16 protein-coding genes are annotated in these 14782 nt (G+C 51.4%); 11 read left to right on the top strand and 5 right to left on the bottom strand.

Annotation, left to right across the window (positions count from 1 at the left end; all coding sequences use genetic code 11):
- Window positions 1-104: 104 nt before the first annotated feature.
- The gene (locus tag ACGHZ6_RS01325) at window positions 105-488 is read right to left on the bottom strand and encodes a PilZ domain-containing protein (RefSeq protein ID WP_390616975.1); all 384 of its coding nucleotides are present in this window, start codon (window positions 486-488) and stop codon (window positions 105-107) included.
- Window positions 489-675: 187 nt separating this feature from the next.
- On the opposite strand from ACGHZ6_RS01325, the gene ACGHZ6_RS01330 reads away from it, so the two are divergent.
- Together ACGHZ6_RS01330 and hisF are read left to right on the top strand one after the other, a co-directional pair.
- On the top strand, window positions 676-1596 hold the full coding sequence (locus tag ACGHZ6_RS01330; protein WP_390616976.1) for a diguanylate cyclase domain-containing protein: 921 nt from the start codon (window positions 676-678) through the stop codon (window positions 1594-1596).
- 121 nt (window positions 1597-1717) lie between these two features.
- On the top strand, window positions 1718-2491 hold the full coding sequence (gene hisF / locus ACGHZ6_RS01335; protein WP_390616977.1) for an imidazole glycerol phosphate synthase subunit HisF: 774 nt from the start codon (window positions 1718-1720) through the stop codon (window positions 2489-2491).
- A gap of 65 nt (window positions 2492-2556) precedes the next feature.
- On the opposite strand, the gene ACGHZ6_RS01340 is transcribed toward hisF, so the two are convergent.
- From ACGHZ6_RS01340 to ACGHZ6_RS01350, 3 genes are all read right to left on the bottom strand, one after another.
- On the bottom strand, window positions 2557-2787 hold the full coding sequence (locus ACGHZ6_RS01340) for a DUF6316 family protein (RefSeq protein ID WP_390616978.1): 231 nt from the start codon (window positions 2785-2787) through the stop codon (window positions 2557-2559).
- 212 nt (window positions 2788-2999) lie between these two features.
- Window positions 3000-3878: an SdiA-regulated domain-containing protein gene (locus ACGHZ6_RS01345; RefSeq protein WP_390616979.1), complete on the bottom strand. Its 879-nt coding sequence runs from the start codon at window positions 3876-3878 to the stop codon at window positions 3000-3002.
- A gap of 64 nt (window positions 3879-3942) precedes the next feature.
- Window positions 3943-4734, bottom strand: coding sequence for a divergent polysaccharide deacetylase family protein (locus tag ACGHZ6_RS01350; RefSeq protein ID WP_390616980.1), 792 nt, complete (start codon window positions 4732-4734; stop codon window positions 3943-3945).
- A gap of 62 nt (window positions 4735-4796) precedes the next feature.
- Between ACGHZ6_RS01350 and ACGHZ6_RS01355 the strand changes: the two genes are divergently transcribed.
- Window positions 4797-6056, top strand: a complete 1260-nt coding sequence (locus ACGHZ6_RS01355; protein WP_390616981.1) for a methyltransferase — start codon at window positions 4797-4799, stop codon at window positions 6054-6056.
- A 6-nt stretch (window positions 6057-6062) separates the two neighbouring features.
- Here ACGHZ6_RS01355 and ACGHZ6_RS01360 read toward each other — a convergent pair whose 3' ends face one another.
- A complete protein-coding gene (locus ACGHZ6_RS01360; protein ID WP_390616982.1) occupies window positions 6063-6953 on the bottom strand; it encodes an AraC family transcriptional regulator in 891 nt (296 codons plus the stop codon).
- A 256-nt stretch (window positions 6954-7209) separates the two neighbouring features.
- Here ACGHZ6_RS01360 and ACGHZ6_RS01365 point away from each other — a divergent pair, with 256 nt between their 5' ends.
- The 8 genes from ACGHZ6_RS01365 to ACGHZ6_RS01400 all read left to right on the top strand — a co-directional run bounded on the left by ACGHZ6_RS01365 (window position 7210) and on the right by ACGHZ6_RS01400 (window position 14746).
- Window positions 7210-8376: an acyl-CoA dehydrogenase family protein gene (locus ACGHZ6_RS01365; protein ID WP_390616983.1), complete on the top strand. Its 1167-nt coding sequence runs from the start codon at window positions 7210-7212 to the stop codon at window positions 8374-8376.
- Window positions 8377-8411: 35 nt separating this feature from the next.
- Window positions 8412-9188 carry an enoyl-CoA hydratase gene (locus ACGHZ6_RS01370; RefSeq protein WP_390616984.1) on the top strand — a complete coding sequence of 259 codons (777 nt, stop codon included), beginning with the start codon at window positions 8412-8414 and terminating at the stop codon, window positions 9186-9188.
- 241 nt (window positions 9189-9429) lie between these two features.
- Entirely contained in the window at window positions 9430-10530 is a 1101-nt protein-coding gene (locus tag ACGHZ6_RS01375; RefSeq protein ID WP_390616986.1) for an enoyl-CoA hydratase/isomerase family protein, read from the top strand.
- Window positions 10531-10583: 53 nt separating this feature from the next.
- Window positions 10584-11492: a 3-hydroxyisobutyrate dehydrogenase gene (mmsB, locus tag ACGHZ6_RS01380; RefSeq protein WP_390616987.1), complete on the top strand. Its 909-nt coding sequence runs from the start codon at window positions 10584-10586 to the stop codon at window positions 11490-11492.
- Between the two features lie 165 nt (window positions 11493-11657).
- Window positions 11658-12920 (top strand): serine hydroxymethyltransferase, encoded by a 1263-nt coding sequence (gene glyA / locus ACGHZ6_RS01385; protein ID WP_390619136.1) that lies wholly within the window; start codon window positions 11658-11660, stop codon window positions 12918-12920.
- A gap of 182 nt (window positions 12921-13102) precedes the next feature.
- Entirely contained in the window at window positions 13103-13807 is a 705-nt protein-coding gene (locus ACGHZ6_RS01390; RefSeq protein WP_390616988.1) for a hypothetical protein, read from the top strand.
- A gap of 189 nt (window positions 13808-13996) precedes the next feature.
- Complete coding sequence (locus ACGHZ6_RS01395) at window positions 13997-14242, top strand: hypothetical protein (RefSeq protein ID WP_390616989.1); 246 nt, start codon at window positions 13997-13999, stop codon at window positions 14240-14242.
- A gap of 153 nt (window positions 14243-14395) precedes the next feature.
- Window positions 14396-14746, top strand: a complete 351-nt coding sequence (locus ACGHZ6_RS01400; protein ID WP_390616990.1) for a nuclear transport factor 2 family protein — start codon at window positions 14396-14398, stop codon at window positions 14744-14746.
- Window positions 14747-14782 lie beyond the last annotated feature (36 nt).

The following is a 14782-nucleotide window of genomic DNA, read 5'->3' on the forward strand; positions in this document are numbered from 1 at the left end:
CTGCGGGTCAGACCCCTATTAAGAACTCCAAGAACATAATTTCGCAGTAAGACCCCGGGGTACGACCCGCAGGGTCGGATCCCTATCTTCAGGACCCCTACCTTTTAGATTCTTTCGCCAAAGTGTTGTAGATAATCTTCCAGCACGGTTTCACATTGATGTTCGAACTCACTGAACATACAACCGATAACAAACTTGTCCTGGGCTAACCGGCGGCTGTAGATAATTTTGCAGTGTAAATCGATGGCATCCTTATCCTTGTAGCTGGTGGGAACCTCAAAGTGCACCGCTAGGCTGATAGGTTGGTGTGGGGAGGGGCGTTTAATATTGGGCATTAAGGCCTGCATCAGACCGTGGTCGCATTCCAGTTGTAAGCCTGACATCGACAGGTTGGTAATGACCGCCTCAGAGTGTTGATCGGGCGTATCGACGCTACAGGAAAAGTTGGTTTTGAAGCGCGGTTCACGGCGCAAGTCGATTTCGCTCATGATGTCGATGTCCACTCTGCTGTGTTCCTTGTCCCGGTCTGTTTTCGGCGTGTCAGCCTATTCGTCTTCTAGCATAGCGCCGACCTTATGCGTAGAGCAATGTTTGGCATATTTTTCATTTTTATGATTGTGGCGACATGTTTCTGGCCTATAGTTTATGAGGATGCTCTAAGGGGAGTGGTGCACAATGGACGGGGATATTCACATCTCCCTGGCTCAGCAACAGGGCTTGTTAAACGATTCGGCACATTCGGCAGGTTTGCTAAATGCGCTGGCGATGAGTGGCGACCATTTCTCGATAGTTGATCGCAACTATACCTACCAAATTGTCAGTGACGCCTATCTGCGTGCCCACGAACTTGAGCGTGAACAAATTATTGGTCGCCATGTCGCGGATATGCTTGGCGAGGATATCTTTGAGCAGGTGGTTAAACCCAGTTTGGATAACTGCTTTCGTGGTCAGAAAGTACAATACCGCAGCGATTTTACCTTCAAAGGTTACGATGGCCTGCGGCATATGGATGTGTGCTACAGGCCCTACCGCGATGTCAGCGGCGAGGTGATTGGTGCCATCGTTAGCGCCAGGGATATCACCGATATTCGCAAGGAAGTGGAACAGCTCAATGCGCTGGCCCATATCGACAGTCTTACCCAGTTGCCCAACCGCAGTTACATTATCTTTCTGTTGTACAAAAGTATGGCTCGTGCTCATCGCGAGGGGCGCAGTTTTAGTATTGCTTACTGCGACCTCAACGACTTTAAGTTGGTTAACGATAAGTTGGGTCATCGGCAGGGTGACAGGGTACTCAAGGCGGTGGCAGAGCGGTTGCGCTCAGCTCTGCGTAGCAACGAGGAAATTGGCCGCATGGGCGGCGATGAATTTCTGCTGGTGCTCGATGAGCCACTGAGTAAGGAAGAGGAAGTCATCGTCAGTGAGCGCTTAAAACAGGCTCTGGCGGAGCCCTTCGTTTTGGGTGAGGAGGAGCTGACTCTGGGTATCAGCCTTGGCTGTGCCCGCTACCCGGAAGATGCGGAAAGTGCCGAAACCCTGATTCAGGTGGCCGATGACCGCATGTACCGCGATAAAGTCCAATCCCGTTACCGCTAGACCCTCTCCTCACTCCTGCAGAGCTGCGCTAGGCATGGGCGCCATGCACTGAATAGGCTACAATGGCCCCTTTTCAATTTGCCCTGATCGGGTTGTCCTGAAGTATTAGGTTTAAGCAGTTATGGCTCTCGCAAAACGTATTATCCCCTGCCTGGATGTGGATAAAGGCCGCGTTGTTAAAGGTGTGAACTTTGTTGGTATCCGTGATGCCGGTGATCCTGTGGAAATCGCCAAGCGTTACAACGAGCAAGGTGCCGATGAAATCACCTTCCTCGATATTACCGCCAGCCATGAAGGCCGTGATACCACAGTCCATACCGTCGAGCAGATAGCCTCAGAAGTGTTTATCCCTCTGACCGTAGGCGGTGGTATTCGCACGGTGGAAGACATCCGCAATATGCTCAATGCCGGTGCTGACAAGGTCAGTATCAACTCGGCAGCGGTGAAGAACCCGGAATTTGTCCGCGAAGCCTCAGAGCGTTTCGGTGCCCAGTGTATTGTGGTGGCTATTGATGCCAAACAAGTCAGTGCCCCTGGTGAGCCGGGTCGCTGGGAGATCTTCACCCACGGTGGCCGCAAGCCTACCGGTATCGATGCAGTAGCCTGGGCGGCGAAAATGGCAGATTACGGTGCCGGTGAAATCCTGCTGACCAGTATGGATCAGGATGGCTGTAAGGAAGGCTTTGACTTGGGCGTAACCCGTGCGGTGAGTGAGGCTGTGTCTATTCCGGTAATTGCTTCCGGTGGTGTGGGTAACTTGCAGCATCTGGTGGATGGTGTGGTGGAAGGCAAGGCCGATGCGGTGCTGGCGGCCAGTATTTTCCACTTCGGTGAATACACCGTGCCAGAGGCCAAGCGCTATATGCAGGAGAGAGCGGTAGAGGTACGGCTGTAAATTTACAGCCGTATAACGGTATTTGGGGGCAAAGGTGCGGAGTATTGAGGCTCCGTCACTAGGCTTTAGGCTACGTTGCGCCCGTATTCTTCCAGTGTGCTGACAAACGACGTGCCGGCACCGGTAATAAAATCAACAAAGTCACTGCAGCCAACGCGAGCATCAGAGAGATGGTCAAAAGGCCCTATGCTGACCCCTTCGCGTGTGGTGTAGTACCAGTAGTTTTCCTTCTGGAAAAATCGCTCAGTCCTTTCAGGCACTTGGTGGCCTTGTTCACCTTGACGAATTTGCATCATTTTTACAGCCCTTCCCAGCTTCGACGGTTAAACATCACTTCCTGTGGCAGGTAATACCTCTGTCCGCCTGCGCTTTACCTTTACGGTAGAAGCACTGGCACACTTTAGCGGGTATTTTGCAAACTGCAAGTTTATACCTTTGATATTAAAGCTTAGTCAGACAGGCGGGCAGGTGGCTAGATTGTTTGGGTATATCAGATATTGGCGTTTAGTTAGCCCCGATCTACACGCTGATAGCGATAAATCAAATTGGGTTCGCTCACAATATAGAGGTTACCTTCATCATCCATGGTGATGCCTTCCGCCTGGGGCACCGAGGTATTAAGGCCATTAAAACCGGCCTCTAAATCCATATAGCTGACGGTTTCGCCCTTGCTGTTGATCTCGGTAATCAGCTTGGATTCATCACTGAGTACCAACAGGTTGCCACTGTGGCGGTCGAAGTGCAGGCCGGACAGGTCATCAAACGAATAGCGGCTAATGTCCAGTGGATCGTTGATGCTGATATTGCGCTTGGCGTCCAGCAGGCCATCAATGGTCAGCAGGCGCATAGGGTCGCGCTCGCGCACGGCATAAACCGTCTGTTTCTCATGATCGACAGCAATGCCTTCAAAGCCCTTGTTGCCCTCGCCATTGGTATTGAGGGTGATTTGGGGCAGCTCACTTTTCACCAGGGTGCGGGTGTCTTTATCGATATTGGCCAGGGCCACCGTCTGCTTCCGCTCGTCGGCAATAATCAACTGGCCGGGGCCGGCGTAGGCCACCCCTTCGGTATCGCTAAAGCCTTCCAGCTCTATGGTACGCACTAGCTGCAGCTGGCGGTTGAGTTCCAGCAATTTGGTGGGCTGATTGATCACCACAAAGAAGGAGTCGCTATCGGGGCAGTAGGTAATGCCCGAGGCGTTATCCACAGTACCGGGAATAGTCACCGCTTCGGTATCGACCCGGTAATCTGGCAGCCAGACTGAGAGCGCCTGTTCGGCTTCCGGGGTTTGCCATTCATTCCATGCGTAATGGGCTCGATCATCCAGATCCAGCAAGTGAGCGCCGGCCAAAAGCCCGCCAGCAATGGCAATAACACGGTACAACATAAGGATTCCCCAAGTGGTGAATCTATGTGACCGTTATTTAGTCAATCGGTTCCGAAAGAGAGGTTTATAGTGTGTTGTTGTCTTGCTCGATACGCGCCTGAGTGTCGATAACCGGCTGGAGTAGTTCGGAGATGGACACCAGCTCAATGCCCTGGGCTTGCAGCAGTGGCAGGCGCTGCTCTAACAGATCCAGAGTTTCCGGGTAGGGGTGACCAATAGCCAGTGCATGGCCGTCACGCTTGGCCAGCTTGAGCAGGTAATCGAACTGTTTGGAGATGAACGCCTGGCTGCGTTCGTGATCGAGAAACACATCGCGTTCATCAGTGGGTAGTTGCTGGTTTATGGCGGTGGACATGGCCAGGCTGTCGGCGCTGGTGCGGCTATCGATAAAAAACAGCCCCTGCTGTTTCAACTCCGTCATCAGCCAGTCCATCGCTTCCGGATTCTGGGTTAGCTGGCTGCCCATATGGTTGTTTACACCAATCACATGGGGCACGGCCTGTAAATTTCCGCGCAGGGTAGCGAGAAAGGTTTCCTGATCCATCTCGTCGGTAAGCGCTCCCTTATCCAGCGGTACACCGCGGGTGTTGGCCATGGGGGTGTGCAGCATAATATCTTTGCCTGCCTCAAAGCCCACCTTGGCCAGAGCGGCGCCGTTGGGGGTGTGGGGCAGAATGGAGAGCGTCACATTGGCGGGCAAGCGCGCCGCACGTAAACCGTTGCGCAAGCTGTAGCCAATATCGTCAATAATAATGGCGATACGGGCGGGTTTGCTCGCTGTCGGTGTTAGGGACTCCTGGGCCGCCAATTGGCCAAGGGGTAACAGCAGGGCAATAAAAGCTAATAGGGTGCGCAAGGAGGTGATTCCGGCCTGAAATATGTTGGGCGACTATAGCATTTTTGCTGTGAAGGGCGTGAGTGTCAGATAAAATAATGGCTGGCTTTTCAGTGAGTTTTCCTGCCGTGAGTGATCCCAAGTTTATTGAACCCGAACAGCTAGAACGTTGGTTTCAGCGTTTGGATCAACTTTTGTTTCACTACCGTGCGTTTTGGCAATTGCAGCCCTTCCATTGTTGTGAAATGGCGTGGCGTGATTCTCACCCACAACTCTGCGAGTTATTAGATGCCTTGACTGATGAGGAAATCCTTGAGCTTGAAACTGATCACATTGCACTGATTAACCTTCTATCACCTTGGTTAGAGGACGCAAAAGCCTTGGCGGAGCTGGCTGAATTACCAGCCCTTGAGGCGCGCGAATTAACGCTACCGCCTCGAACCGATTACGGTATACCCGGCCGTAAGTGGCAGCAAATTTTAGCCTTTGCCGGCACTGTACCTCAAAGTCAGAAACCGCTATTAGAATGGTGCGCGGGAAAAGGTCATTTAGGGCGGGTATTCGCTCTGGCTGATCAGCGATCGATAACCAGTTTGGAATGGCAACAATCTCTCTGTAAGGACGGCGAAGAGCTGGCTAAACGCGCCCATGTGGATATGCAGTTTGTACATTGTGATGCGTTTTCACCACAAGCCGCTGGTTACATAGCATCCGACAATCACGCTGTTGCTCTGCACGCATGCGGTGATTTGCATACCTCCTTGATGCGCCATTGGTCGCTGCAGCAGGGGGGACGTATTAGCGTGTCTCCCTGTTGTTATCACAAGCTGCAAGGCGAGGCTTATCAACCTATGTCGATATCTGCCCAACAGGGGCAGCTGCGTTTAAATAAAAGCGATTTAAAGCTGCCGCTACAGGAGACAGTTACCGCCGGTGCCGGTGTACAACGTCACCGACAGACAGAGTTATTATGGCGTATGGCTTTCGATGAATGGCAGCGCGATGTTCGTGGAGTTGATGAATACTTACCAGTGCCCAACGTGCGCAAGAGTTTATTAACGGAAAGTTTTACCGAATTTGTCCGGTGGGCTGCTGAGTGTAAGCAGTTACCCGTGCCAACAACGCTGGAAGAAGACCGTTGGTTGGCATTGGGGCAACAGCGTTTAGAGAATGTAAAACGCATGGAACTGGTTATGCATTTGTTCCGTCGTCCGCTGGAGCTATGGCTAGTGTTGGATCGCGCCCTGTATTTACAGGAGCAGGGCGCCAGAGTAGCACTGGGCGAGTTCTGTGAAAAACACCTGACTCCACGCAATATTTTTATTCACGCGGAACGAATATAAATCAGTTTATCGGTGTTTGCTTTTGCGGTACTGATCCGGTGACAACCCTATAACCTTCTTAAACAGCCGCGAAAAATAATAGGCATCGTCATAACCCAGAGCGGCAGCCACTTGTTTGATCGACTGCAAGGTTGAGTCGAGCAGATAACAGGCGTGTTGCATTTTCAGGTTAATAAAATACTGAATCGGTGAATAACCGGTTAGCGCCTTAAAACGTTTGGAAAAGTGATACTTCGACAGCTTGCTGTTCTCCGCCAGGCTATCCAGATTTAACTGGCCATGCAGATGCTCATTCATAAACGCCCGCACCCGGTCCAGGTCAATTTGTTTACCGCTTTTTGAGCGCTGTTGGCGTACCAGTAGTGCCAGATAGCTCAGCAGTTGTTGCAGTTCATGGCAACCGTGAATAAACGACGCCAGGTTGTAACCGCTGTGACGCAGGCTGAATAAATCCTCAAACTCACTGATGAGTCGGGGTTGTAAACCGATTGCAGTGACTGGCGATGGCATATCCATATGGGTACAAAAAGCATCGCTCAATAGTCCATCAAAATGCATCCAGTAAATCGACCAGGGGTAACGGCTGTGGGATACATAGCGGTGGGGTAAATCCTTCGGCAGCAAGATCAGATCGCCGGCGCGGATGCGGTAGTGCTTGCTGCTCTGGTTATCATCGCCAAGGGTGAGAGTGCCTCGACCACTGGTGCAGTAAATCAGCAGGTAGTTACTGTGGGATTCCCGCAGCATCTGGTGCTGTTCGGCCTTGGGATAGTAGCCCATGGCGACCGGATACAGGTTCTGGGTCAGCGGGTTAGCGGCCAGCTGATCAATCAGTGATTGCGGAGTTAAAAACCGAATCCCTTCAGAGGGAAGCGGCCAGTTAGAAGTGATCTGCATTTTAACTGATTGATCTGTAAGGTATTTTTAGTAAGTTAGACGCCGTTGCCTGCTTTTTATTCTAGCTCAAAAGGCGCAAGATAATCCATTAATTGGCCAATATCGTCAATCCAGCCTGTCGGGGCAGTATGTTTATATAGACGGTTACAGTTGCGCTTACTAGTCGCTAATACAAAGCTTGCTAGGCACTACACTGTAAAGAGCGAGATCAGGACCGTTAGGTCGGTCAATAGACGCAAGAATAAGAGACGAGTGTATGGACTTTAATCTGAACGAAGAACAGCTGGCCTTCCAGGAAGCTGCCCGTGCCTTTGCCCAGGGAGAAATGGCTCCCCTGGCGGCCGAATGGGACGAGAAGAAAATCTTCCCAACCGATGTAATCGCCAAGGCCGGTGAGCTGGGTTTCTGTGGCATGTACACGCCGATGGAACTGGGTGGCATGGGCCTGTCCCGTTTGGATACTGCGATTATTCTCGAAGAGTTAGCCGCCGGTTGTACCTCTACCGCTGCGTTTATCTCTATCCACAATATGGCCACCTGGATGATCGCCACCTGGGGCACCGATGCCGTTAAGAACGAGTGGTGTGGTGACTTGGCTTTGGGTCAAAAACTGGCTTCCTACTGCCTAACTGAGCCCGGTGCCGGTAGTGATGCGGCTTCTCTGCGTACCAGCGCCAAAAAAGATGGCGACGAGTATGTGATTAACGGCAGTAAAATGTTTATCAGTGGTGCCGGCAGTACCGACGTATTGGTCCTGATGGCGCGTACCGGTTCGCAAGAAGATGGCGCTCGCGGCATTAGTGCCTTTGCCGTACCGGCTAATCTGCCCGGCATTAGCTACGGAAAAAATGAAGACAAAATGGGTTGGAACTCCCAGCCGACCAAAGCCATCTCCTTTGAAGATGTTCGCATCCCAGCACAAAACCTGCTGGGCAGCGAAGGCGAAGGTTTTAAAATCGCCATGAAAGGTTTGGACGGCGGCCGCATTAATATTGCCACCTGTTCTATCGGTGCGGCACAAGCCTGTATCGATCACACCCAGGCTTATATGCATGAGCGTAAACAGTTTGGTCAATCCATTGCCAACTTCCAGGCCCTGCAATTTAAACTCGCCGATATGGTGATTGACCTGGTAGCCGCTCGCCAAATGATTCGCTTGGCGGCGAGCAAACTCGACGCCAACGACGCCGATAAAACCACCTACTGTGCCATGGCCAAACGCTTTGCCACCGATGTCGGTTTTGAAGTCTGTAACAACGCTATTCAGCTGCACGGTGGTTACGGTTACATTAAAGAGTACCCCATCGAGCGCTTTATGCGCGATGCCCGTGTGCACCAGATTTTAGAAGGCACCAACGAAGTGATGCGTATGATCACTGCCCGTCGTGTGCTGGAAGAAGGTGCAACCGAAGCTATTCGTTAATTCAAGTAAGAAAAAGACAACAACAGGTTCCCAACATGTCTGACCTATTAAAGATCGAAAAACGTGGCCGCGTTGCCATCATTACGTTTAACAATCCTCCAGCCAATACCTGGACCCCAGAAAGCCTGCGTTTCCTGGAGCAAACCGTTAACGAACTGAACGAAGATAAAGACAATTTCGCCCTGATCCTGACCAGCGAAAGCGAAAAGTTCTTCAGTGCCGGTGCCGATCTGAACCGTTTTAACCATGACGACAAAGCTGAGTCGTTTGAGTTCTCCCTGGCTTTTGGTGAAGCTTTCGAAGCCCTGTCTAACTATCAGGGTGTATCCATTGCGGCCATTACCGGTTACGCCATGGGCGGTGGTTTGGAAGTGGCGCTGTCTTGTGATGTGCGTATCTGTGAAGAGCAGTCACAAATGGCGCTGCCAGAAGCCGCTGTTGGCCTGTTGCCTTGTGGCCTGGGTTCTCAGCAGTTGTCCTGGTTGGTGGGTGAACAGTGGGCCAAGCGTATGATTCTGTTGGGCGAGCGTTTGAAGTCAGATAAAGCACTGGAAATCGGCTTGGTATCCGAAGTGGTTCCAACCGGCAACGCGCTGGAAAAAGCCCTGGAACTGGCCACTAAAGTAGAAGGCCAGTCACCTACGTCTGTGCGTTTCTGTAAAGAGCTGATTATGGCGGGTCGTAGCGGCAACATCACCGACGTTTATGCCAAAGAGCGCGAGCTGTTTGTCAAACTGTGGGACACTAAAGATCAGAAAGAAGGCGTAAGCGCCTTTATCGAAAAACGTAAGCCCGAGTGGAAAAACGCTTAAGGGTTTATGTAAACGGTTGGGCTGCCGCTGCAGATGTTGAGTAAAAGAATTTTTAGGTGCGCTAAAAAATCTAACATCTGCAGCGGTGGCTTTTTTGAATCTTGTTGTAGCTGCATTCGTTCGCAGTATGACTAACTATATTTATGTCATTCCCGCGCAGGCGGGAATCCAGTGGCCCTTAAGTAGTTAATTAAACACTACAGAAGCCACGGGATGCACAAACTAAAAAGAGAGGAACCCCGTGTCCGATCAACAGGTTGTAATTTTTGAAGAGCGCCAAGCTGCCGGTGGTAAAAAAATCGGTGTTGCGCAGCTGAATTCAGAGAAGTCTTTAAATTCGCTGTCACTGCCGATGGTGGAGTTGCTATTACCTCAGCTGCAAGCCTGGCAAACCGACGAAGATATTCTGGCGGTATTCTTGCACAGCGCTGGCGACAAAGCCTTTTGTGCCGGTGGTGATGTGGTTGCCTTGCACGCCGGTTCTGCGGCTTACGGTGAAGAGCTACCAAATAATAGCTGCGAAGAATTCTTCGCTGAAGAATACAAACTGGACCACCTGATTCACACCTTCGGAAAACCGTTTGTGGTGTGGGGGACCGGTTTTGTTATGGGCGGTGGCCTGGGGCTGTTAAGCGGCGCGACTCACCGCGTGGTAACCGAAAGCACCCGTATGGCCATGCCTGAAATTACCATCGGTTTGTACCCGGATGTGGGCGGTACTTACTTCCTTAATCGCACACCGGGTAAAACCGGTTTGTTCCTGGGCTTAACCGGTGCCAACTTTAACGCCGCCGATGCCATGTATATCGGCCTGGCCGATTACTTCATCACCCAGGAGTTAAAAGACGAAGTGCTGACTGCACTGACCGAAGTGAAATGCGCCACCGGCGTAGACGGTGTGATGCAACACTTCAGTGCTTTGGCTGCCGCACAAAAACCTGCCAGCGATGTGGAAGCGCATCGCGAGTGGATTGAAGAAACCTGTGCCGGTGAGGATCTGCAAACTGCGATTGATCGCATCACTGCCTACGAAGGCGATGACAAGTGGTGTGCCAAGGCCGCCAAAACCCTGGCTGGCGGTTGCCCTATCACACCTTACCTGGTGTGGGAGCAGTTACACCGCGGTAAAGACCTGGGCCTGGCCGATGTTTTCCGTATGGAGCTGACCATGTCCGTGAACTGCGCCAAGCGTGGTCACTTTAAAGAAGGTGTGCGTGCCTTACTGATCGACAAAGATCGTAACCCGCAGTGGACTCCATCCACAGTTGCGGCTGTGAGCAGCGAGGAAGTCGAAGCCTTTTTTGTCGAGCCGTGGGATACCCATCCGCTGGCTGCACTCTAAGTACATAAACACAAACAGTAAAAGTTAATAAACACAGATTTAGGAGAAGAGCGATGAGCAAAACCGTAGCGTTTATCGGTCTGGGAAATATGGGCGGTGGAATGGCCGCCAACCTGGTCAAGGCAGGTTTTAAAGTCAACGCCTTCGACCTGATGGAAGCCAACCTGAAAGCCGCAGCCGATGCTGGCTGTACTCCGGTTGATTGTTCTAAGCGCGCCGTAGAAGGTGCTGACTACGTGGTATCCATGCTGCCTAACGGCGCCATTGTGGAAGCCGTGTACATTGGTGCAGAAGGCAGCGAAGCTCTGCTGGATGTCATCCCCAAAACTGCCCTGGTGCTAGACTGTTCAACAGTGGCGCCGGCGAACAGCCGCCGTGTGGGTGCCGAAGCTGAAAAGCGCGGCATTCAGTTCGTCGACGCCCCCGTTTCTGGTGGTGTAGCTGCCGCCGCAGCCGGTACCCTGGCCTTTATGGTGGGTGGTAGCGAGGCCAACTTCGAAGCCTCCAAGCCAGTGCTGGAAGCCATGGGTGCCAACATTTTCCGCGCCGGTGATGTCGGTGCCGGTCAAGTCGCCAAAATCTGTAACAACATGCTGCTGGCTATCCATATGGCCGGTACCGCCGAAGCCCTGCAGCTGGGTATCGACAATGGCCTGGATCCTAAAGTCCTGTCCGACATTATGTTGAAAAGCTCCGGTTGCAACTGGTCTTTGGAGAAGTACAACCCGGTACCGGGTGTAATGGAAGGTGTTCCGGCGTCCAACAACTACCAGGGCGGCTTTATGGTCGACCTGATGCTGAAGGACCTGGGGCTGGCTCAGGAAGCCGCCATCGGCAGCCGTTCCTCCATCCCAATGGGATCCAATGCCCGTAACCTCTTCAACCTGCATAAAAACGGCACCGAAGACAAAGGCGGCAAGGACTTCTCCAGCATTATCGAACTCTACGCCAAAGGCCTGTAAGCCCCCATTTCAGTCCTCTGTCGGGACATCAGTCCACCTTTTAACGCCCACCGCAGTGATCCTGCGGCTCGGGCGTTTTTTATGCGCCCAAACCCGCCTGAATAGTGTACAATGCGCGCCCTTGAAATCACCGTTTTAACCATTAAGCATACGCAGGGTTCACCCATGTTTGATAAATCACTGACCGTTGAAGGTTTCGACCCGGAAATCTGGGCCTCTATCCAAAGCGAAGAGCGTCGCCAGGAAGAGCACATTGAGCTGATCGCTTCTGAGAACTACACCAGCCCGCTGGTTATGGCCGCTCAGGGTACCAAGCTGACCAACAAGTATGCCGAAGGTTACCCTTCCAAGCGTTACTACGGTGGTTGTGAATACGTAGACCAGGCCGAAGCTCTGGCTATCAGCCGTGCTTGCGAACTGTTCGGTGCCGACTATGCCAACGTTCAGCCACACTCCGGCTCCCAGGCGAACAATGCCGTTTACGCTGCCCTGTGTGCCCCTGGCGATACCGTTCTGGGCATGAGCCTGGCTCACGGTGGTCACCTGACTCACGGTGCTTCCGTAAACTTCTCCGGTAAGGTGTACAACGCTGTTCAGTACGGTCTGAACCCTGAAACCGGTAAAATCGACTACGACGAAATCGAAGCCCTGGCCGTTGAGCACAAGCCTAAGATGATCGTTGCTGGTTTCTCTGCTTACTCTCAGGTTATGGACTGGTCTCGCTTCCGCGACATCGCCGATAAAGTTGGCGCCTACCTGATGGTTGATATGGCTCACGTTGCCGGTCTGGTTGCGGCGGGTGTATACCCGAACCCAGTACCTTTCGCTGACGTTGTGACCACCACTACCCACAAAACCCTGCGTGGCCCACGTGGCGGTCTGATCCTGGCTAAAGCCAACGAAGAGATCGAGAAGAAGCTGAACTCTGCGGTATTCCCAGGTGGCCAGGGTGGTCCTCTGATGCACGTGATCGCGGCTAAAGCCATCTCTTTCAAAGAAGCCATGTCTGACGACTACAAAGCTTACCAGGAGCAAGTAGTAGTTAACGCCAAAGCTATGGCCAAGACCTTTATCGAGCGCGGCATCAACATCGTATCCGGCGGTACCGAAAACCACCTGATGCTGGTTGACCTGATCGGTAAAGAGTACACCGGTAAAGATGCCGATGCTGCTCTGGGCGCTGCCAACATTACCGTCAACAAGAACTCTGTACCGAACGACCCACGTTCTCCGTTCGTCACCTCCGGTCTGCGTGTGGGTACCCCAGCGGTAACCACCCGTGGCTTCGGCGAAGAGGAGTGTGTACAGCTGACCAACTGGATCTGCGACGTACTGGACAGCCTGGAAAACGGCACCAGCGAGCAAGTGATTGCCGACGTGAAAGGCAAGGTGCTGGAGCTGTGTAAGCGTTTCCCTGTTTATGGTTAATCGCTAGCACTTATTGAGTGTTAAAAAACCGGGGCTTGGCTCCGGTTTTTTTATGCCTCAAATTAAATGGTATGTGTTTTACTGTTGTTCAGTTCACGCTTGTAATATGTGAAGCAAGACAGCAATGTTTGAGATGCATTAAGATAAAAACCATCTGACACATAGATAGAAGGGATTTCTACATGAGTGCAACAACGGAAGATTATTTCTTAAATAAAGAGCTGGCCCAGCTCGAAGTGACCGCGGCAGCATTTGCCAAGCATTTCATTCCTGACGCCAAAATCAGAGAGGAATATCTGGAGCAAACTAAGCAATACGCAGCAGAGCTTCAGGAAAAGGTCGCCCGGCAACAGCTCTCTCCCCAAAAAGCGGCGCAGCAAGCGCAATCTCTGCGTAATACCATCATGGAAGCTCAGAGAGCCAAAACTTCTTCTATTGGGCTTTCAATAGCCAGGTTCATGAAAAAAGAAGGTAAAACCCTGGCTGAGCTCGAAGCGAAGTATGCAGACAAACTTTTCGATAAGGCTTTTGAAACGCTAAAGCACAGTCAAAAGAATGATGTGTGGCGTTTAATTGTGCAAAAGTCGGGAGAGCCTCAAGCTAGAGCCAGTAATGGCGCCAAATGGATGGGTCGAGCAGGCAGAGGTCTATTTGTTCTGACAGTCACCATCGCGGTATACCATATAGCAACAGCAGAAGATAAAGTCAGAGCTGCAGCGAACGAGGGGGTGGCAATAGGTGGCGGTGTAGCCGGTGCAACTGCCTTGGGTTCAGCAGGATTGGTATGTGGGCCCGCTGCTATAGCCTGTGTACCCATTGGGGTCTTTGTCGGTGGTGTACTCGGGGCTATGGGCGCCGACTGGGCCTTTGATCAGATTTGGAGGTAAGTTGAGATGTATATTCTGAATACAGTTATTTTCATCTTATTGGTAGTTGGTGGTTTGGTTTTTACGCTTTATAACCTCCTGGGGTGGAGTGTTATGCAAATCATGGTTCTGTTATTGATAGGTGCGGTATTTGTGGGTGGCACCATTTGGGGCTACAAACAAATGTACCATGAAGATGATTGATGTCTTATGCAGAAGATAATCGGTGCTCTGTTTGCTTTGTGTTGTTTCTCCACCGCTGCCGTATCCAATAGTCTGATGGGGGCCGGTATGTGGTTCTGGATTATTACTGGTGCTGGTGTCTTTGTCGTTGCCAGTCAGTATATTCCGCAATTACAAAACGTGGGTGTCGCCTGTGCAGCTTGCCTAAGTGTGGTTTCTGTTGGGGCTGTGTTAATGGGATTGGTTGCTGCAACGATAGGCGGCTCATTTTAGGGGCAGGAAGCTCTGCTCCTGTTCTTATTCTTCTTGATTGCTATAAATGGCTTTATCTTGCTATCGCTCAATAAAAGACGAGTGAATAGACTCTAGGATTGAGTGCGCTTGGTAAAAATATTCAAACTAATATTTGAGTTACAGGGATAAGTAATGGATAAACAATCAGCGTTAAAATTTGCCAAACACTGGGTTCAATCTTGGAATTCCCATGACTTAGATGAGATTCTTTCTCACTACACCGATGATTTTGAAATGTCATCGCCTATCATCGTTGAGCGAATGGGTGTTAAATCTGGAGCTCTTAAGGGTAAGGGGGCTGTTGGAGAATATTGGACTATAGCTTTGAAAAGCATTCCTGATCTGCACTTCGAGATACTATCCGTTTTTACGGGGGCAAATAGTGTAGTCATACACTACAAAGGGCACAAAGGTAACGCTACTGAGTATTTTCATTTTAATGATGAGGGCAAGGTATTCAAGGCTGTGGCCCATTATGAATAAACCTACGGGGACAGCACCCATTTGATAGACTGGAGA

It is taken from the genome of Maricurvus nonylphenolicus, from assembly GCF_042854845.1.
GTDB classification, from domain to species: Bacteria; Pseudomonadota; Gammaproteobacteria; order Pseudomonadales; family Cellvibrionaceae; genus Maricurvus; species Maricurvus nonylphenolicus.

What these genes read in the sequence shown, in the direction of transcription:
- ACGHZ6_RS01330 (WP_390616976.1), top strand. Translation starts at nt 676, where the DNA reads ATGGACGGGGATATTCACATCTCCCTGGCTCAGCAACAGGGCTTGTTA.
- ACGHZ6_RS01360 (WP_390616982.1), bottom strand. Translation starts at nt 6,953, where the DNA reads ATGCAGATCACTTCTAACTGGCCGCTTCCCTCTGAAGGGATTCGGTTT.
- ACGHZ6_RS01345 (WP_390616979.1), bottom strand. Translation starts at nt 3,878, where the DNA reads ATGTTGTACCGTGTTATTGCCATTGCTGGCGGGCTTTTGGCCGGCGCT.
- ACGHZ6_RS01325 (WP_390616975.1), bottom strand. Translation starts at nt 488, where the DNA reads ATGAGCGAAATCGACTTGCGCCGTGAACCGCGCTTCAAAACCAACTTT.
- mmsB (WP_390616987.1), top strand. Translation starts at nt 10,584, where the DNA reads ATGAGCAAAACCGTAGCGTTTATCGGTCTGGGAAATATGGGCGGTGGA.
- ACGHZ6_RS01390 (WP_390616988.1), top strand. Translation starts at nt 13,103, where the DNA reads ATGAGTGCAACAACGGAAGATTATTTCTTAAATAAAGAGCTGGCCCAG.
- ACGHZ6_RS01370 (WP_390616984.1), top strand. Translation starts at nt 8,412, where the DNA reads ATGTCTGACCTATTAAAGATCGAAAAACGTGGCCGCGTTGCCATCATT.
- ACGHZ6_RS01340 (WP_390616978.1), bottom strand. Translation starts at nt 2,787, where the DNA reads ATGATGCAAATTCGTCAAGGTGAACAAGGCCACCAAGTGCCTGAAAGG.
- hisF (WP_390616977.1), top strand. Translation starts at nt 1,718, where the DNA reads ATGGCTCTCGCAAAACGTATTATCCCCTGCCTGGATGTGGATAAAGGC.
- ACGHZ6_RS01365 (WP_390616983.1), top strand. Translation starts at nt 7,210, where the DNA reads ATGGACTTTAATCTGAACGAAGAACAGCTGGCCTTCCAGGAAGCTGCC.
- ACGHZ6_RS01395 (WP_390616989.1), top strand. Translation starts at nt 13,997, where the DNA reads ATGCAGAAGATAATCGGTGCTCTGTTTGCTTTGTGTTGTTTCTCCACC.
- glyA (WP_390619136.1), top strand. Translation starts at nt 11,658, where the DNA reads ATGTTTGATAAATCACTGACCGTTGAAGGTTTCGACCCGGAAATCTGG.
- ACGHZ6_RS01400 (WP_390616990.1), top strand. Translation starts at nt 14,396, where the DNA reads ATGGATAAACAATCAGCGTTAAAATTTGCCAAACACTGGGTTCAATCT.